Origin of the sequence: Rhodococcus sp. AH-ZY2 (assembly GCF_030916465.1) — a bacterium.
Lineage (GTDB): Bacteria > Actinomycetota > Actinomycetes > Mycobacteriales > Mycobacteriaceae > Rhodococcus > Rhodococcus ruber.
The window spans coordinates 121,334-138,734 of the sequence record NZ_CP126460.1 but is presented as its reverse complement, the minus strand read 5'-3'; the positions used below and the strand labels follow the sequence as shown (position 1 = coordinate 138,734).

Genomic DNA, 17,401 nt, shown 5'->3' with positions numbered 1-17,401 from the left:
GCCATGACGACCAACCTCGAACCTCGGTGGCGACGCCTGGAGCCGGATGAGCGGCGGTCTGCGATCCTGACTGCCGCCATCCGGGTCTTCGGTGAGCAACCCTACGGGTCCGTCCAGATGGCGGCGGTCGCCAAAGAGGCCGGTGTCGCCCGAGGGCTGCTCCACCACTACTTCGGGACCAAACGAGACCTGTACCTCGAAGTCGTGCGTGCGATGATGTTCGTCCCGATGCTCGACGACGTGGACCTCCCTGAGGGGACGCTGCGCGAGCGGGTGACCGCGTCCGTCGACTGGCTGATGAAGGTTCTGGCGGCCCACGGTCGGACCTGGCTCGCGGTCGGCGTTGATGGGGGAGGCAACGACCCTGAACTGCGGGCGATCCTCGACGAGGCCGACAACCAAGCGGCCGATCGGGTTCTCGAGGCGATCGGGTTCACGGGCACCGGGAGCGCGCGGGTCACCGCACTGGCGACCATCCGTGCGTACGGCGGGATGGTGAAGGCCGCAGTGCGGGAATGGGTGGACCACGAGACCCTCACACAGGATCAGGTGCGGGAGGTTCTCAGCGAGACGCTGGTAGTTCTGGGCGAGCGAATCGTCCGCTAACCGCGACGGGTGGGGGTTGAGGGGAGTGTCGGCCCCCACCCGCCGACGGTCAGCCCTGACGGCAGGCCGCGGCCGCGGCTACCGTCTCCGTGTCCACCAGTCGGTCGGTCGGAACGGGTGTGTCGTACTCCAGGTTGCCCTGGGCCATCGTCCACTCCTGCAGCTCCTCGACGTACGTGTCAGCGCCGTCCATGCTGAGGGTTGGATCAAACGTCAACGGAACACCCTCGCGCAGCGACGCCTCGTCCTGGTCGAGTGCCGCCGCGAGCAACCGCACCGTTTCCGGGTTCCCGCGGTAGTTGCCTTGCAGATACTTCTCGGACACGTCCCCGACCACCATCATGAACCGCTTGAGAACCTCGGGGCGGTCACCGAGCGACGGGCCGGCGAGCAGTGCGCTGCCGTTCACGCCCGGCTCGTACGTCCCGAGCAAACGGAGGTTCTCGTCCTTCGCTGCCATCCGCTCGAACGGCTGCGACAGCCACGCCGCCGCCACCGCGCCGTTCTCCAGTGACGCAAGCGAATCCGCGCCGCTGAGCACCGTCCACTTTACGTCGTCAAGGGTCATGCCCTGTTCAGTCAACGACTTCTCGAGCAGCTTGGCACCCGCGCCGGTCCCGGCCGGCGCGACAGGCGTCGCGATCAGCTGACCCTTCAGACCTGACAGGTCGAGTTCGTCACCTGTCCCCACGTACCGGATGTTCGCCCAGTATCCGGGCAGCTCCTCCGTCTCTTCCGTCGACGGCAGCTCGTACAACGGCATCACCCACCGCAGGTTCATCCCGCTGTTGGCCATGTTGAAGTTGGCGGTACTGAACGACGTCATCTGCCCGTCGAGTCTGCGTTGCGCGATCTGGGGAAGGGCGTCCGCGGTGGGCAGCGGCTCGATCTTGACATCCAGGTTCGCCTCATCGAACGCTCCGCTTTCGATCGCGAGCAGCACAGGCGCCATTCCCTCGATCAGTTGCCCGGCGGCGAGCGTCACCGATTCGCGAGCCGACGACGTGGGGCATGCCTCGGACGAGCCACCTTCCGCTGCAGTGGAATTGGTTCCTTCGGGTGTGGAGCAACCAGTCAGAGCGAGGGGTACGACCGCCGCGAAGGCGGCAGTGGTGAGCACATTTCTCAGTGGGCGCATGTGGGGGCCTTCCGTGGGAACGGGTCATGGATGTGATGAGACGCAGACCACATCACGGCGCTGTGTGGTGTCAACGAACGGGAGCGTCGCGCCAACCCGCCGTAGCCGGCCTCCGCAGCCCTGACCTGCTCCTTCGCGGAACCCATTCAATTCTCCGGCACCGCCCGTCGGCAACTGGTCCTTGTTCGGCGCTGGTCGGGCCGCATTCAATCGGAAGAACCCGAAAGTCCCGGAATTGGAAAGGTGGAACCCCTATGCGTGACGTCGTCATCGTCGAAGCCGTGCGGAGCCCCATCGGTCGCCGCAGGAAGGGCCTCGCCGATGTGCATCCCGTGGAACTCGCGGGTCAGGTCCTGCGCGGTCTGATCGACCGGTCGGGCCTCGACCCCCTCCTGGTGGACGACGTGATCATGGGTTGTGTGTCCCAGGCAGGGGAACAGGCGGGGAACATCGCACGGATGGCTGCGCTCTCCGCAGGGTGGCCGGAATCCGTTCCCGGCGTCACCGTCGACCGACAGTGCGGATCATCGCAGCAGGCAGTACATTTCGCCGCAGCGTCGATCCTGTCAGGTATGCAGGACATCGTGGTGGCCGCGGGAGTCGAGTCGATGACCAGGGTCCCGATGGGCACCGCCCGGATGGGGGTGGAGTCGGCACTTGGGCCCAGCCTGGAACAGCGATACGGGATCACCCGTTTCAATCAGGGCACCGGCGCCGACCGGATCGCCGAAGAGTGGCAGCTGTCGCGACGGCAACTCGACGAACTGTCCGCCGTGTCCCACCACCGTGCGGCCGAGGCGCAACGCACAGGAACGTTCGCCGACGAGATCCTTCCCGTCACCACCCCCAACGGCAACGTGGTGGCGGCCGACGAGGGCATCCGACCCGAGACGACCGCCGAGACCCTCGCCGCGCTCGAGCCCGCATTCGGCGGGTTGCACACTGCCGGCTCCGCGTCCCAGGTCTCGGACGGGGCCGCGGCCCTGCTCCTGATGACGTCGGAGCGCGCCGCCGAACTCGGCCTGACCCCGATGGCGCGCCTGCACTCATTCAGTGTCGTTGGCTCCGACCCACTCACGATGCTGACCGGCCCGATCCCGGCGACGGCGGCCGTGCTCGCCAAAGCGGGTCTCGGGATCGACGACATCGACACCTTCGAGGTGAACGAAGCGTTTGCGTCGGTCCTCGGAGCCTGGCTGACGGAAACAGGCGCCGACCCAGCACGCACGAATCCGCAGGGCGGCGCCATTGCTCTCGGGCACCCGCTCGGTGCGTCCGGCGCCCGGCTCATGACCACGATGGTCCATCGCATGAAGCGGGAGGGCAGTCGCTGGGGCCTGCAAGCCATGTGCGAGGGCGGCGGCATGGCGAACGCGACGGTCGTGGAGGCTCTCGCATGAGCACACCCAGTGTGCTGGTCGCCCGCGACGGTGCGGTCACGACACTGACCCTCAATCGCCCCGACCGCAAGAACGCGCTCGACCGATCCGCGTGGATCGCGCTGCGCGAGGCCGTCGAGGATGTGGCTGACGACGGGACCACGCGAGCGATGGTGGTGCAGGGCGCCGCGGACACCTTCTGCTCCGGCGCCGATGTCACCGCGGGTGGGGGTCCGGCGGCGCACCCGTCCGCCCGGATGCGGTTGATCACCAGTGCCGTCGTCGCGCTGCACGAGATCCCGGTGCCGACGATCGCCAAGGTCGACGGCGACGCGGTGGGCGCGGGCTGGAACCTTGCTCTCGCTTGCGATCTCGTCGTCGCCACGACCCGTTCGCGATTCTCCCAGATCTTCGCCCGGCGCGGCCTGTCGGTCGACTGCGGCGGATCGTGGTTGCTGCCACGGATGGTCGGGGTGCACCGCGCGAAGGAACTCCTGTTCCTGCCGGACCTACTCGACGCGACGGCGGTCCATCAGCTGGGGCTGGTGAACCGGCTGGTGGACGCGGCCGATCTCGAATCCACGGTTGCCGAGCTGGCGGCACGGATCGCAGCCGGACCACCAGTCGCGCTCGCGCAGAACAAGGCGTTGGTCAACGCTGCGTTCAACGGCACGTTCGCCGAGGCCGTCGCGCGCGAGAACGACGCCCAACTCATCAATTTCGCGACCGACGCACCGGTCGGTCGCGCCGCTGCGGTGGCCCGCGAGACACCGCGATTCGAAGGACGGTGGCAACTGTGACCACACCCGGACCGATACGCACACCCTTCACGGAGCTGTTCGGGATCGACGTACCGCTCGTGCAGGGCGGGATGCAGTGGGTCGGACGGGCGGAGATGACCGCCGCCGTCGCCAACGCTGGAGCTCTCGGCTTCCTCACTGCGCTCACCCAGCCGTCTCCGGCCGCGCTCGCAGCGGAAATCGAGCGGACCCGAGGGCTGACCGATCGCGCCTTCGGCGTCAACCTGACGATCCTGCCCACGATCAATCCGCCCCCGTACGACGAGTACTGCCGGGTGATCGTGGACAGCGGGGTCAGGATCGTCGAGACAGCAGGCAATCTGCCCGCTCATATCGTCGAGATGCTGAGCCCGCACGGCGTCAAGATCATTCACAAGTGCACGAGCGTCCGGCACGCGATGAAGGCCGAGTCCCTCGGCGTTGCCGCGATCAGCATCGACGGCTTCGAGTGCGCGGGCCATCCCGGTGAGGACGACATCGGAGGACTCGTGCTGATACCGCGCACCGTCGAAAGCGTGTCGATTCCCGTCATCGCCTCGGGTGGCATCGCCGACGCCCGAGGGCTCGTCGCGGCCCTCGCGCTCGGCGCCGATGGGGTGAACATGGGGACACGCTTCATGTGCACCCAGGAGTCGCCGATCCACCCGGACATCAAGGACGCCATCGTCAACGCCGATGAGCGGGCAACGGAACTCATCTTCCGTCAGCTGAACAACACGGCGCGCGTTGCCAGCAATGACGTCAGCCGGGAGGTGGTCCGGCGCCTGAACGACGGTGCAGTGTTCGAAGACATTCGCGAACTCGTCGCAGGGGCCAGGGGGCGCCGGGTGTACGAGAACGGCGATCCCGACCTGGGTATCTGGACCGTCGGCACGTCGCAAGGCCTGATTCACGACGTCCCCACAGTGGCGGAACTCGTCGAGCGCATTGTCCTCGAAGCCACCGATCTCATCGCGAACCGGCTCGCTCCGCTGGTTCCCGTTCCGAACGGACAGTTCGCATGACCGACGAAGTACTGATCGAACGCACCGACGGTGTACTACTCATCACCCTCAACCGACCGGACGCGCGCAATGCCATGACGCTCGCGATGGCCGAGCGCATCGGGGCGGCCGTCGACGACCTAGAGTCGGACGACACCTTGTCGGCGGCGGTCATCGCTGGAACGGGGACCGCGTTCTGTGCGGGAATGGACCTCAAGGGCTTCCTCCGCGGTGAGAAGCCGTCGATTCCCGGTCGCGGGTTCGGCGGGATTGCACAGCGGCCGCCGACGAAGCCGCTGATCGCAGCGGTCGAGGGATGGGCGCTGGCGGGAGGATTTGAACTCGTGCTGGCATGCGACCTGGTGGTCGCCTCTGAAACCGCCCGATTCGGGCTTCCCGAGACGAAACGTGGCCTGGTCGCGGCGGCAGGTGGGCTCTTCCGCCTTCGCGAGCGCATCCCGGCCAACATCGCGCTCGAGCTCATTCTGACCGGTGAGCCCATCGACGCGGGGCGCCTACATCACTACGGCCTGGTCAATCACGTGACCCCCGGCGGGCAGGCGCTGGATCGAGCACTCGAGCTGGCAGCCACCATCGCCGCGAACGGGCCCCTCGCCGTCGCGGCGAGCAAGCGAGTATTCGTGGAGTCCGTCGACTGGGATTTGGAGGACAGGTTCGCCCGGCAGGCGCCGATCACCGCGCCGATCGCGACGAGCAACGACGCGCGTGAGGGTGCCGCGGCGTTCGCCGAGAAGCGGCGCCCGGTGTGGACCCGGTCATGAGCCCGGCGCCGCTGACCGGCATTCGCGTGGTAGAGCTCGGCGGTGTCGGCCCGACACCGTTCTGCGCGATGATGCTGGCGGACCACGGTGCAGAGGTGACCCGTCTCGTTCGACCCGGCGCCGTGCCGCGCCCGGCCGTCCTGGACCGCGGAAAGCGGATCGTCGAGATCGATCTCAAGGATCCGAGCTGCCGCCAGGAGGTTTTGGCGCTCGTCGCAGACGCGGACGCCGTGATCGAAGGATTCCGTCCCGGCGTCGCGGAACGGCTCGGCCTCGGACCAGACGACGTGGCCGGCGTGAGGCCCGGGATCGTCTACGGCCGTATGACCGGGTGGGGGCAGAGCGGCCCACTTGCCGACAGTGCCGGGCACGACATCAACTACATCGCGGTCAGTGGCGTACTCGGTTCGATTCGCCGGGAGCCGGACCGACCGGTGGTTCCCCTCAACGTGGTGGGTGACTTCGGAGGCGGTGCGATGATGCTCGCGTTCGGTCTGGTCAGTGCGCTCCTGAGAGCCAAAGACACCGGTGTCGGTGCCATCGTCGATGCGGCGATGGTGGACGGGTCCGCTGCCCTCATGGCCATGACGTGGGGATTTGCCGCGGAGGGTCGGTGGTCGGAGCCCGCAGGCCGGAACCTGCTCGATGGGGGCGCACCCTTCTATGACACCTACACTTGCGCCGATGGTCGTCATGTCGCAGTAGGGGCCATCGAACCGCAGTTCTATCGCGAGCTCCTGGACGGTCTCGACCTGACGGACCAGGTGGACCCCCGAGACCAGCACGACCGCGATGCCTGGCCGCAGCATCGCCGACTCTTCGAGTCCCGGTTCGCAACTCGCGACCGGGACGGATGGGTCGAGCACTTCGCTGGGCGCGACGCGTGCGTGTCGCCAGTTCTGGCCATGCATGAGGCCCCGCATCATCCTCACAACCGTGAACGCGCTGTCTTCTCCACGGACGCCAACGGATTCGCGTTGCCGGAACCCGCGCCACGGATTACCGCACTCGGCTCCTCTCGCCGGGACTGACAATCAAGGAGACGCCATGACCACATCGATCTACCAGCCTGAACACGAGGCGTTCCGCGGGTCCGTGCGGACCTTCCTCGAACGCGAGGTGGTGCCGCACTTCAACGAATGGGAGAAGTCCGGCAAGGTGCCGCACGACTTCTACACGAAAGTCGGCGATCTCGGCCTGTTCGGACTGCGAGTGCCGGAGGAGTACGGGGGCGGCGGATTGGAGAACAGCTTCCTGTATCAGTCGGTGTGGACCGAGGAATGCAGCCGCGCGGGTGTGGCTCTCGGGGGAGTGGGGACCCATGCGAACCTCGTCATTCCCTACATCCTCGCCAACGGTTCCCCAGAGCAGAAGAAGCGCTGGTTGCCGGACATGGTCGACGGACGTCGCATGGGCGCCATCGCGATGACGGAACCGGCGACGGGTTCCGATCTGGCCGGCATGCGGACGAGCGCCCGAAAGGACGGCGGCGACTGGGTACTGAACGGGCAGAAGACGTTCATCACCGGTGGCATCAACGCCGATCTGGTGATCGTCGCGGCACGCACGAGCACGCACGAGGAGCGCCGTAAGGGGCTCTCCCTGTTCGTGGTCGAGTCGCACTTCGACGGATTCAGCCGAGGTCGCAACCTCGAGAAGATGGGTCAGAAGGCCACTGACACCGCCGAGTTGTTCTTCGAGGACGTGCGGGTCCCCATGGGCAACCTCCTCGGAGAGGAGGGGGCGGCGTTCAGCTATCTCGCCCACAACCTGGTCGGTGAACGCTTGGGTATCGCCCTCGGAGCCCAGGTTTCCGCGGAGACCGCGCTGCGCATCACAATCGACTATGTCAAGGAACGCAAGGTCTTCGGCCAGCCGGTCGCCGGCTTCCAGAACACGAAGTTCGAACTTGCCTCCTGCCGAACCGAGATCGCCGCAGGTCGAGCACTGATCGACCAGTACATGCTCGCGCACGAGGCCGGCGAGCTGACCGCCTCCGAGGCGTCCATGGCGAAGGTGTACTGCACGGAGTTGCAGTCGCGTGTCATCGATCGGTGTCTGCAACTGCACGGAGGGTACGGGTTCATGAGTGAGTACCGGATCAGCCGGATGTACACTGACTCTCGAATCTCTCGCATCTATGGCGGCACCAACGAGGTGCAGCGGGGCATCATCGCCAAGTCGATCGGGCTGTGATCTCCCCGGCTCCGCCCGACCAGGATCGGAGGGGCAATGGAGCTGCAGCAGCTACGCTTCTTCGTGGTGGTCAGCGAGCAAGGAAGCATCAGCGCCGCCGCCTCCGTGCTGCAGGCCTCCCCGGCCACCATTTCGGAGGCACTGCAGACGCTTGAGCGCAAGCTCGGGACACCGTTGTTCTACCGGCTCGGCACCGGGATGGCCCTGACCTCGGCCGGGTACGCGATGCTTGGAACCGCGCGGCGCCTGACACGACTTGCCGCAGCAACCCCCGAGGCCATCCGACAGGACGGCGGCGCTGCCGCGGCTCGGCTCACCGTCTGTCTGATCGACAACTCGGCCTCGGGGGCGGGGCCACGGTGCATCGCCAGTTTTCTTCGACAGAGTTCACGGGCATCGGTGGTCACGACCCGCGCGGCGAACGCGACGGACGCGGCCGATCTCGTCAAGAGTGGGATGGCCGACGTCGCGATCGTCGTTGTCGGGCGGACGGCCGCCCAGGCGAACGATCTCTCCTCGCTCGTTCTGGACACCGAAACCGTTCTCGCCGTTCACCCTCCCGGCACCGTGGTTCCGGCGGAGGGATTGACCCTGGAAGATCTCTCCGAACGCCCGCTGGTTCTGTCCAGTTCGTCTTCCGACATCTATCCGGCATTGGCGGAGCACTTCAGCCTGCTCGGTTCACCGCGGCGGGTTCCCCTACGCGCCTCCCGCCGGGAGGACCGCTTGAGTTTGGTCGCCGCCGGGCTGGGGTCGAGCTTCATCACCGACCGGGACCGGGCCCGTGCGGAGCACATCGGCGCCGTGGTGTGCCCGTTGAACCCTGTCCTCGAACGTGACGTCCACCTGCTGTGGGCCGAGGATCGGGAATCAGGCGTCACTCAGGACTTCGTCGAGGTCTGCAGGGCGGAAGCGGAGACCAATCTCGCCGCGCGGACGAAGGCTTGAGCTGCGGGTGTCAGCGGTCCAGTGCGATGGACCAGTCCGACGTCGCGGAGCAGGGGCGGAGAGAGCGACCGACGTGGTGTCCCCGGGAGCACGATGTCGGCGGCTGCGTCTGAGACGAAGGTCGCAACTGCTCCGTACGACACTACGTCCCAAAGGGTTTCGCGCTCGGCTGCGGTCAGGAGCACTCGCTCGGCCACCGCGACGATGTGCCGCGCGGAACGCGACTGTCCCGCGCTCGCGCGGTCGAGCAGCGCAAACGGCAGCAGCCGGGTCTGCGCCTTGGTCAAGGGTTCCGCCCCGTCGCCGATAACCGACTCGGCGCCGACCACGACAATCTCCTCGCTGCCGAGCAGGTGGGTGACCAGCGACTCCTCATGCATCGGCAGCTCGACGAAACCGAGCTCGGCCGCACCGTTGCGAACGAGCGTCGCCGCTCCCTCCGGGGACCGGCCGTCGAGCACGACAACCTGTATCTGAGGATGGCGCGCGAGCATTGCCCGTGCGATGGCCGGGAGCGGAAACACCCCGAAGGTGCTCGACGTCGCCACCGTGACCCGCCCGGTCCGCAGCTGAACGACCTCTTCGACCTGGGCGCGGGCCAGATCGACCTGTTCGATGATCTCGCGGGCTTGCACTTCCAGTTCGCGGCCCTCCGGCGTCAGTTGTAGCTGCCGCCCGACCCGGGTGAACAAGGTGACGTCGAGGCGCTTTGCGAGAGTCCGCATAGCCTGCGACAGCGACGGCTGCGACATGTAGAGGGCCTGCGCCGCAGCGGTGACGTTCCCGTGATCGATTACCGCAACAAAGTACCGAAGCAGCCGTAGATCCATGGCATCAGCCTACAAGGATCGTGACGGAATCCATACTCGCTCACAGCCTTTACCCAGCCATAGGCACTTCCGACCGACGATTTCGACGTTTGGACTTTGTGTGACGTGCTCCACTTCGGCTTGGCTTCAGGGCAACGCCAAACAACGCGGAGGACTGTCATGATTTGCACAGGTAGTCGACAACGGGACGCCTGGTCTGCCCGCAGACTTCCCGCCGTCGAGCAGATCGCTCCCGACGTGTGGGCTGTTCCGGTGCCCGCCGGCAGCCTCCCGATCCGATACACACTCTGCTACCTGATTGCGGATGACGACGGTTGCGTCCTTATCGACCCCGGCCTGAACACCGACGAGGCGTGGACCACGCTCGTGCGCGGAGCCGCCGAGTGCGGATTCGACCTCGCTGACGTGACCCGTGTCCTGATCACACACATGCACCCGGATCATTTCGGCCTCACACCGCGACTGCTCGAGCACGCGCCGCAGTCGAGGGTGTGGCTCCATATCGCGGACGCGGACACCGTGCGGCCCGACCGGTCTGCGTTCAACGAGGCACGAACGGCCGTATGGCGGAGTCTCATGGCGACGACAGGGTGCCCGGACCCTGTCCGCATCGGCGAGCGCGCGCTCCGATCGCCGCGGCTGGCACCAGACCTGCTGCACCGCGTGGACTTTGTGGCCGACGGTGATCGAATCGAGGTCGCGGACCGCACCCTCACGGCGTGGTGGACCCCCGGTCACACCCCAGGCCACCTCTGCTTCGCGGACGAGCGTGCCCGCGTGCTGTTCAGCGGTGACCACCTGCTGCCGACGATCTCGCCGAACATCAGCCAGCTGTACCACCTCGAGGACGACGTGCTGGCGCTCTACCTCTCGTCGCTCGACCGCGTCGCGCTGTGCGATGAGTGGGAAGTGTTGCCCGCCCATCAATTCCGATTCCGAGGGGCGCGGGAGCGGGTGCGGGACTTGCAGGAACACCACACCGACCGGCTCGACGAGATCGCGACGGTGTTGCGAGTGCGCGGACCGATCTCCTGCTACGACGTGGCACTCGCGCTGAGCTGGCACCGGCCGATCGGTGAGCAGGACTTCCGCGCGACCAACCTCGCGGTGAAAGAGACCCTGGCGCACCTTGTACATCTGCGAAGGCAAGGACGCGCAGTACTCGACGCCGGCGAACGCTGGCGCCCGAACTCAACGAAAGAGAGTGGAGCAAATGACCGTAGCTTCGTGTGAAGGCCGGGTGGTCATCGTCACCGGCGCAGGGCAGGGACTCGGTGCCGCGTATGCGGAACGGCTCGCCGCCGCGGGCGCGAAGGTGGTGGTCAACGACCTCGGTGTGACTCTTGACGGTAGGCCTGACCCTGATGCGCCCGCCGCATCCGTAGTCGACCGCATCACCAGCGCGGGAGGCGAGGCGATCTTCAGTGGGCACGACATCTCGAACTGGAACCAGGCCGAGGACCTGATCCGGCTAGCGGTGGACACCTGGGGACGGTTAGACGTCCTCGTCAACAACGCTGGGGTCCTGCGCGACCGGACCATCGCGAAAATGACGGAGGCCGAGTTCGACGCGGTGATCAACGTCCATCTGAAAGGTACGTTCAGTACGCTCCATCACGCCGCAGTGCACTGGCGGGAACGCGCCGACGCCGGCGAGAAGGTGGATGCGCGGGTCATCAACACGACATCGGTGTCGGGGCTCTTCGGCAACGTCGGGCAGGCCAACTACTCGGCAGCCAAGGCGGGTATCGCCGCGATGACGATCGTCGCCTCACTCGAACTTGCCCGCTTCGGCGTGACCGCCAACTGCATCAGCCCAGGAGCCGCGACCAGGATGGTCGCCTCGATCCCCGGCCGGGATCCGGCCACCGTGAACGACGAGATGTCACCCCGCTGGCCCGCAGCGGTGGTGGAGTGGCTCGCTTCGCCACGCAGCGCCGACGTCACCGGGCGGGTCTTCCTCTCCTCCGGGCGAAAAGTGGCCGTCGCCGAGGGCTGGTCGCACGGTCCCAGCGCCCCGCCTGCGGATGACATCGACACGCTCGACAAGACGCTCCACGAGTTGCTCGAGATCGCTCGCCCGAACGCAGACATGCGCGGGCCCAAGTGATGTTGCTCTACGACAACGTCGGGGCCGGTTCCGAACCGTGGAGTGCCGACTGGACGACGGACGACACGCTGCTCTACAACCTCGCGGTCGGCTCCGGCCCGCAGGACCTGCACCTCGTCACCGAGAACTCGCAGGGCATTGAACTGCAGGCACTCCCGACCTTCGCGGCGGTGCTGGGCGGCTCGCTGCGGCCGGTCAAACACCTTGTCGGCGAGTTCCCCTCGCACTGCATTGTTTTCGCGGGGCAGCGGGTGGAGTTGCACGCGACGCTGCCGGCAGAGGGACGGATCGACGTCACCACGAGCATCGTGTCGATGACCGATCGTAGTACGGGCGTGGTACTCGAGACGGCAGCCATGGCTCGCAATCATGCCGACGGGACGCCGCTGTTCACGTCACACTCGTCCTACTTCCTGCGGGGTCTCGGCTCGAAGCCGATGTCGAGCGGCGAACGTCCGGCCCTAGTCGAGCAGATGTGGGGCGCGAGCGTGACGGCGTCCACCCGCGACGACCAGGCGTTGCTCTACCGGCTGTGCGGTGATCGCAATCCGTTGCACAGCGATCCGACATTCGCCGCCCGTGCCGGTTTCGGCCGGCCGATCCTCCACGGGCTCTGCACCTGGGCGACCGTTGCGCGCACGGTGATCGGCAGGGTACTCGGCTCCGACGTCGGTGCGGTGGCCGAGATCGACGGACAGTTCCGCAACCCGGTGTTTCCCGGTGAGTCCATCGAGATCGACGTGGCACAGGTGGATGAGTGCGAGTTGGTCTACCGAGCACGCGTGGGCGAACGTGTCGTCGTCGACGGCGGCCGGATACGCACGACCAGGGGGGTGACTCTGTGACCACGGAGCCCATGCCGGTGCCGGAGCCGACGCCGCTCACCGCGCCGTACTGGGACGCGGCGCGACGGGGAGAACTGCACCTGCAGCGATGCGCGCGCTGCGACGAGGCGATCGGATACCCACGGCTGAACTGTCCGAGCTGCGGGGGCAGGGAACTCGGGTGGTTCCGGGCACAGGGCACGGGGCGCATCTGGAGCTACGTGGTCGTCGAACGGACCGAGCCAGCGTTCGCCGCCGCCGCGCCGTACGTTGTCGCCGTTATCGAGTTGGACGAGGGCCCGCGGTTGCTCTCCGTGATTCGAGGAGTGGAGGCCCGACACGACATGTCTCTCATGGACCGGCGGGTACGGGTGGAGTTCGAACCACGCGGGAACCAGCAGATCCCGGTCTTCACGGTTCAGGAGGAGCACGCATGACCACCGGTTGCCACATCATCGGTGCCGCGGAAACCGAACGGCTCGGCCGCATTCCGGACCAGTCCGTGCTGGAGCTGAACGTCGAGGCTGGCCTGAGGGCACTCTCCGACGCGGGCGTGGGGATCGGGGACATCGACGGTGTCGCGGGGGCCTACTCACCCCACCAGGTGGCACACGCCCTCGGCGTGCAGCCCCGATGGGTCGACACGACCAATGTCGGCGGGTGCTCATTCATGGCCCACGTCCGCCACGCCTCGGCCGCGCTGAGGGCCGGGCACGCGAACGCGGTGCTCATCACCCACGGTGAATCGAACCGATCTCGGGTCGGTGTACCCCCCCGGCCCCGCGATCCTGCCGCCCTGGTTGGGCAGTTCGAGGAACCGTACGGGGCACGCGCCCCGTACACGAAATTCACCCTGCCCGCGCTTCGCTATATGCACGACCACGGTCTGACCGAGTCCGACCTTGCGGCGGTTGTCGTCGCGCAGCGGGAGTGGTCGCACCAGAACGCGCGGGCGGGACGCCGCGACCGAGTCACGATCGACGAGGTGCTCGCGGCGCCGGTCCTGGCGTGGCCGTTCCGGGTCCCGCAGGTCTGCATGGTGACGGACGGCGGTGGAGCCCTCGTGCTGGTCCGGGCGGAGGACGTCGGTCCTGCCCAGAAGGGCAGGGCGGTCGAGGTCCTCGGCACCGGCGAGGGCACGGATTCGCTGATGGTCGCGTATATGCCGGACGCCGGCGTCTCGCGTGCGGCTCGGCAGGCCGCAGGCGACGCCTTTGCCGAGGCGGGGCTGCAGCACTCCGACATCGACCACGTGATGAACTACGACGCCTTCGCGCACTTGCCGTGGATCGGACTAGAAAGCATGGGCTTCTTCGAACCCGGCGCAGCGGCACGGTTCATCGCCGACGGCGGCACGAGCCCGGGTGGTGCGCTCCCGCTCAACACCAACGGAGGCGGCCTCGCCTACACACATACCGGCATGTACGGGATGTTCGCGTTGACGGAGTCCGTGCGCCAGATCCGGGGCGAGGCGGACGCCGACGCGGGGGTGGTTGGTACCAGCCTCGCCCTCGGGTTCGGTGGAATGTTCACCGCTGCTGCCGTCACCATTCTCGGCCGTCCCCGTTGACTGGACATATGGATATAGTGAAGGAGAAATTATGCGCAGCTTCTATTCGTACGCCGAGACCACGCCCGATCGAGCGGCGGTCGTAGACCCCGACGGCACAACCACTTCGTTCGGCGACCTCGCGGCCCGGGTGAATCAGCTGACTCACCTCATTGTCGCCCGTGACCTCGATCCCGGCGCGTCGGTCTGCGTGCTGCTGCCCAACGGCGCGGCTCTGTTGGCGGTACAGCGCGCTGTTCTTCAGCAGCCGTTGTACCTGACGACGATCAACTGGCACTTCGCCGCCCCGGAAGTGGCTCACATCCTCCAGGACAGCGATGCGCGGATCGTATTCACCACTGCGGAGTACGCCAGACTCGTCCGGGAGGCGTGCCTGCTGGCCGGCCTCCCGACCGATCGCATCGTCGAGCTCGACCGGACCGGAGGCAACGCAGAAGTCGAGGCGCACCCGCTGACCCGACCGGAGTCTTCCGCTGGCGGAAGCAGGATGCTCTACACCTCAGGAACCACCGGCAAGCCGAAGGGGGTTCGTCGCCCGCTGCCTGCAGGCGGGCCGGACGCGGTCGCCGCGGCGGCCGTCGAGCGGGCCGAGAAGTATGACGTGAACCACGAGGGTGGGGTGTATCTCTCGGTCGCTCCCATGTATCACGCCGCCCCGCTGTCGTACGCCGACCAGGCACTGGAGGTCGGCCACACGGTCGTCATCCTGCCTCGCTGGTCTGCTGTGACCGCGCTCGACGCCATCGAGCAGTACCAGGTGACCTGGGCATACCTCGTCCCACTCATGATGCAGGACATGTTGGAGGTCAGGGATTCCCACCGAGTCGACGTATCCAGTCTCCGGACCGTCATCCACACGGCGGCGCCGTGCCCGCCGTCGGTGAAGCGGGCGATGATCGATTGGCTCGGTCCCGTCCTCAACGAGGTGTACGGAGGCACCGAGGGGTCGGCCACGCTCATCACCTCCAAGGAGTGGCTGGCCCGACCAGGATCCGTCGGACGTGCGCGGGCCGGGGTCCGGATCACCATCCGGGGGGAGAACGGTGAAGGGTTGCCACCCGGCGAGATCGGGGCGATCTACTTCGAGAACGCCAAGACGCCGTTCGAATATCACAACGCGCCCGAGAAGACGAAATCGTCACGCATCGCGAACGAGATCACGCTGGGCGACATCGGATATCTCGACGACGACGGGTACCTCTACCTCTGCGACCGCACCGCAGACACCATCATCTCGGGTGGTGTGAACGTCTATCCCGCCGAGATCGAACACGCATTGGTCGAGTTGCCCACCATCCGGGAGGCCTGCGTGGTGGGCCGGCCCGATCCGCGATGGGGCGAGTCGGTCCACGCCGTTGTCGTGACCGCGGAGCCAGTCGAGGATCACGACTCGCTGCGCGCGGAGGTGGAGACGGCACTGCGGACGAAGATCGCGGGCTACAAGGTTCCCCGCACGTTCGAGTTCGTCGACGAGCTCCCGCATTCGGAGGTGGGCAAGCTGCTCCGCCGGGTGGTGCGTGAGCGGGTCGTCGCGGAGTCCGGTTTCGCGAACGGCGGCGCACTGGCGAGCGCGCTTGGTGTCGACGGTTCGAACTGAGAAGTGCTGAAGCACAGTCGGTTCCGACTTTGGCGGGTGTTGAGAGTGGACCCACTCTCGACACCCGCCAATGTCATGTGCATTGTTCATGTGCATCGTAATGTCAGGTCCATCGACTGCCCGCGGGCATGCGTAAACTCCCGCCGGCGTTCTGCCGACGGGAGCACGTTCGGGGCGGTGTCGCGGGTGCGCGGCTAGGAGTCCCGGGCGATCAACGCCTGCAGGTTCGTGTAGGCGTCCAGGGCGTACGTGCCGCCCGTCCGTCCGATACCGCTGTGCTTGTTGCCGCCGAAGGGTGCCAGTGGATGCCGGGCCGTGGTGTTGATGCCGACCTGTGCGGCGTCGAGTCGGGATGCGACGGCTTCGGCAGCCTCGAGATCGGCGCTGAAGACGTAGTCGTACAGTGCGAATTCGAGGCTGTTGGCGATCTCGACGGCCTCCTTGTCGCTGCGGACGGTGCTGAGCGCCATGATTGGTCCGAATGCCTCGATGCGCATGACGTCGTCGTGCGCATCGGCTCCGGCCACAAGCGTCGGCGCGGTCCAGAATCCCTTGTCGGGGAGATCAGTGAACTGATGCACCCGCCGTCCCGCGGCCGCGGCGGACCCGACGAGCCGCTCGATGTGGTCACGCTGTGTCGCGGAGATGACTGGCCCAACCGACGTGTTCGGGTCGCGCAGGTCTCCGCTCCGCAGCGTGGTGAGCACGGTCGCCAGTCGATCCTCCAGACGGTCCGCCACCGACTCGTGGGCCAGGATCCGTGACGGCGTCAGACACACCTGGCCGGACTGCAGAGTCCAGGTCCGGGTGACGTTGGCGACTACCTGGTCTAGGTCGGCGTCTGCCCGCACGATGACGGCGCCCTTGCCCCCGAGCTCCAGCAGAAGGCGTTTGACCTGAGGCGCAGCGTTGGCGAAGATCGCGCGACCGACATGGGTGCTGCCCGTGAAACTGATCGCGCCCACCCGGGGATCGGCGACCAGTGCCTCGCCCGTGGCCGGAGTCGATCCGGTGAGCGTTCCGACGACACCGGGGTCCAGGCCCAGCTCGCCGGCGGCCAGGGTGGCGATACGACCCAGCTCCATCACCAGCAGCGGGTCCTGGGGCGCGGGCTTCATGACCACCGCGTTCCCGGAGAACAGTGCGGCGCTCACCTTCGCAGACATCGCGAGGAGCGGGAAGTTGTACGGGCTGATACAGCCGACGATCCCGACCGGGCGACGGTACAGGCGGGCAGAAACACCTGCGGCGTCGGCCGGCGCTGCGGGCGTGAGGGCCTCAGCCGGGGTGCGCGCCCACTGGCGGAACCGCGCCACCGCGCCGTCGACGTGCAGCGTGCGGGCAACGTCGATGCGAGCGCCGGTGTCGCGAATCGCCAACTCCGTCAGCGACTCCCGATCGGTCTCGAGGTGGTCGGCGATCCTATCCAGAAACTTGCGCCGAACGTCGAGGTCGGTGGCCGCAAAGCTGCGGCGCGCACGATCCGCGGCATCGATCGCTCGTTCGGTGTCTGCAAGGCTGCATTCGGGTACGGAGGCGATCTCCGCACCCGTCGCGGGGTCGTAGACACCGTAGGTCGCGGTAGATGTGATCGCGTCGCCGTCGATCCAGGTCGTGTACATCAACTCATCCTTCGTC

17 protein-coding genes are annotated in these 17,401 nt (G+C 67.0%); 14 read left to right on the top strand and 3 right to left on the bottom strand.

The window, feature by feature from the left end:
* Positions 1-3 precede the first annotated feature (3 nt).
* Positions 4-606, top strand: a complete 603-nt coding sequence (locus QNA09_RS28135) for a TetR/AcrR family transcriptional regulator (protein ID WP_064256994.1) — start codon at positions 4-6, stop codon at positions 604-606.
* 49 nt (positions 607-655) lie between these two features.
* Here the strand turns inward: QNA09_RS28135 and QNA09_RS28130 are convergent, their stop codons facing one another.
* Positions 656-1,591, bottom strand: a complete 936-nt coding sequence (locus tag QNA09_RS28130; protein WP_064256993.1) for an ABC transporter substrate-binding protein — start codon at positions 1,589-1,591, stop codon at positions 656-658.
* 407 nt (positions 1,592-1,998) lie between these two features.
* Between QNA09_RS28130 and QNA09_RS28125 the strand changes: the two genes are divergently transcribed.
* From QNA09_RS28125 to QNA09_RS28095, 7 genes are read left to right on the top strand one after another with little or no spacing between them, the layout of a single operon-like run.
* On the top strand, positions 1,999-3,144 hold the full coding sequence (locus tag QNA09_RS28125; protein WP_064256992.1) for a thiolase family protein: 1,146 nt from the start codon (positions 1,999-2,001) through the stop codon (positions 3,142-3,144).
* Positions 3,141-3,923, top strand: a complete 783-nt coding sequence (locus tag QNA09_RS28120) for an enoyl-CoA hydratase/isomerase family protein (protein ID WP_064256991.1) — start codon at positions 3,141-3,143, stop codon at positions 3,921-3,923. Before QNA09_RS28125 ends, QNA09_RS28120 begins: the two co-directional genes overlap by 4 nt.
* Positions 3,924-3,937: 14 nt before the next feature.
* Complete coding sequence (locus QNA09_RS28115; protein WP_064257018.1) at positions 3,938-4,927, top strand: nitronate monooxygenase family protein; 990 nt, start codon at positions 3,938-3,940, stop codon at positions 4,925-4,927.
* The gene (locus tag QNA09_RS28110; RefSeq protein WP_064256990.1) at positions 4,924-5,688 is read left to right on the top strand and encodes a crotonase/enoyl-CoA hydratase family protein; all 765 of its coding nucleotides are present in this window, start codon (positions 4,924-4,926) and stop codon (positions 5,686-5,688) included. The genes QNA09_RS28115 and QNA09_RS28110 overlap by 4 nt, the downstream gene beginning before the upstream one ends.
* Positions 5,685-6,719, top strand: a complete 1,035-nt coding sequence (locus QNA09_RS28105; RefSeq protein WP_156665292.1) for a CaiB/BaiF CoA-transferase family protein — start codon at positions 5,685-5,687, stop codon at positions 6,717-6,719. Before QNA09_RS28110 ends, QNA09_RS28105 begins: the two co-directional genes overlap by 4 nt.
* Before the next feature lie 16 nt (positions 6,720-6,735).
* Complete coding sequence (locus tag QNA09_RS28100) at positions 6,736-7,884, top strand: acyl-CoA dehydrogenase family protein (RefSeq protein WP_064256988.1); 1,149 nt, start codon at positions 6,736-6,738, stop codon at positions 7,882-7,884.
* 36 nt (positions 7,885-7,920) lie between these two features.
* Entirely contained in the window at positions 7,921-8,832 is a 912-nt protein-coding gene (locus QNA09_RS28095) for a LysR family transcriptional regulator (protein WP_064256987.1), read from the top strand.
* Here QNA09_RS28095 and QNA09_RS28090 read toward each other — a convergent pair.
* Positions 8,766-9,662: a LysR family transcriptional regulator gene (locus QNA09_RS28090; protein WP_064256986.1), complete on the bottom strand. Its 897-nt coding sequence runs from the start codon at positions 9,660-9,662 to the stop codon at positions 8,766-8,768. The genes QNA09_RS28095 and QNA09_RS28090 overlap by 67 nt on opposite strands.
* A gap of 159 nt (positions 9,663-9,821) precedes the next feature.
* Between QNA09_RS28090 and QNA09_RS28085 the strand changes: the two genes are divergently transcribed.
* Genes QNA09_RS28085 through QNA09_RS28060 form a run of 6 tightly spaced genes read left to right on the top strand, consistent with a single transcriptional unit; the run spans position 9,822 to position 15,763 of the window.
* The gene (locus QNA09_RS28085) at positions 9,822-10,895 is read left to right on the top strand and encodes an MBL fold metallo-hydrolase (RefSeq protein WP_064256985.1); all 1,074 of its coding nucleotides are present in this window, start codon (positions 9,822-9,824) and stop codon (positions 10,893-10,895) included.
* Entirely contained in the window at positions 10,876-11,772 is an 897-nt protein-coding gene (locus tag QNA09_RS28080) for an SDR family NAD(P)-dependent oxidoreductase (RefSeq protein WP_064256984.1), read from the top strand. The genes QNA09_RS28085 and QNA09_RS28080 overlap by 20 nt, the downstream gene beginning before the upstream one ends.
* Entirely contained in the window at positions 11,772-12,617 is an 846-nt protein-coding gene (locus QNA09_RS28075; protein ID WP_064257017.1) for a MaoC/PaaZ C-terminal domain-containing protein, read from the top strand. Before QNA09_RS28080 ends, QNA09_RS28075 begins: the two co-directional genes overlap by 1 nt.
* Entirely contained in the window at positions 12,614-13,033 is a 420-nt protein-coding gene (locus tag QNA09_RS28070) for a Zn-ribbon domain-containing OB-fold protein (protein ID WP_082899724.1), read from the top strand. The genes QNA09_RS28075 and QNA09_RS28070 overlap by 4 nt, the downstream gene beginning before the upstream one ends.
* A complete protein-coding gene (locus QNA09_RS28065) occupies positions 13,030-14,166 on the top strand; it encodes a hypothetical protein (protein WP_064256983.1) in 1,137 nt (378 codons plus the stop codon). The genes QNA09_RS28070 and QNA09_RS28065 overlap by 4 nt, the downstream gene beginning before the upstream one ends.
* On the top strand, positions 14,117-15,763 hold the full coding sequence (locus QNA09_RS28060; RefSeq protein ID WP_219130577.1) for an AMP-binding protein: 1,647 nt from the start codon (positions 14,117-14,119) through the stop codon (positions 15,761-15,763). The genes QNA09_RS28065 and QNA09_RS28060 overlap by 50 nt, the downstream gene beginning before the upstream one ends.
* Before the next feature lie 194 nt (positions 15,764-15,957).
* Here QNA09_RS28060 and QNA09_RS28055 read toward each other — a convergent pair whose 3' ends face one another.
* Positions 15,958-17,385 (bottom strand): aldehyde dehydrogenase, encoded by a 1,428-nt coding sequence (locus tag QNA09_RS28055; protein WP_064257015.1) that lies wholly within the window; start codon positions 17,383-17,385, stop codon positions 15,958-15,960.
* Between the last annotated feature and the right edge of the window lie 16 nt (positions 17,386-17,401).

Excerpts from the sequence above, each read along its gene's own strand:
- QNA09_RS28135 (WP_064256994.1), top strand. The coding sequence starts at position 4 with ATGACGACCAACCTCGAACCTCGGTGGCGACGCCTGGAGCCGGATGAG.
- QNA09_RS28125 (WP_064256992.1), top strand. The coding sequence starts at position 1,999 with ATGCGTGACGTCGTCATCGTCGAAGCCGTGCGGAGCCCCATCGGTCGC.
- QNA09_RS28120 (WP_064256991.1), top strand. The coding sequence starts at position 3,141 with ATGAGCACACCCAGTGTGCTGGTCGCCCGCGACGGTGCGGTCACGACA.
- QNA09_RS28110 (WP_064256990.1), top strand. The coding sequence starts at position 4,924 with ATGACCGACGAAGTACTGATCGAACGCACCGACGGTGTACTACTCATC.
- QNA09_RS28105 (WP_156665292.1), top strand. The coding sequence starts at position 5,685 with ATGAGCCCGGCGCCGCTGACCGGCATTCGCGTGGTAGAGCTCGGCGGT.
- QNA09_RS28100 (WP_064256988.1), top strand. The coding sequence starts at position 6,736 with ATGACCACATCGATCTACCAGCCTGAACACGAGGCGTTCCGCGGGTCC.
- QNA09_RS28095 (WP_064256987.1), top strand. The coding sequence starts at position 7,921 with ATGGAGCTGCAGCAGCTACGCTTCTTCGTGGTGGTCAGCGAGCAAGGA.
- QNA09_RS28090 (WP_064256986.1), bottom strand. The coding sequence starts at position 9,662 with ATGGATCTACGGCTGCTTCGGTACTTTGTTGCGGTAATCGATCACGGG.
- QNA09_RS28085 (WP_064256985.1), top strand. The coding sequence starts at position 9,822 with ATGATTTGCACAGGTAGTCGACAACGGGACGCCTGGTCTGCCCGCAGA.
- QNA09_RS28080 (WP_064256984.1), top strand. The coding sequence starts at position 10,876 with ATGACCGTAGCTTCGTGTGAAGGCCGGGTGGTCATCGTCACCGGCGCA.
- QNA09_RS28075 (WP_064257017.1), top strand. The coding sequence starts at position 11,772 with ATGTTGCTCTACGACAACGTCGGGGCCGGTTCCGAACCGTGGAGTGCC.
- QNA09_RS28065 (WP_064256983.1), top strand. The coding sequence starts at position 13,030 with ATGACCACCGGTTGCCACATCATCGGTGCCGCGGAAACCGAACGGCTC.
- QNA09_RS28055 (WP_064257015.1), bottom strand. The coding sequence starts at position 17,385 with ATGTACACGACCTGGATCGACGGCGACGCGATCACATCTACCGCGACC.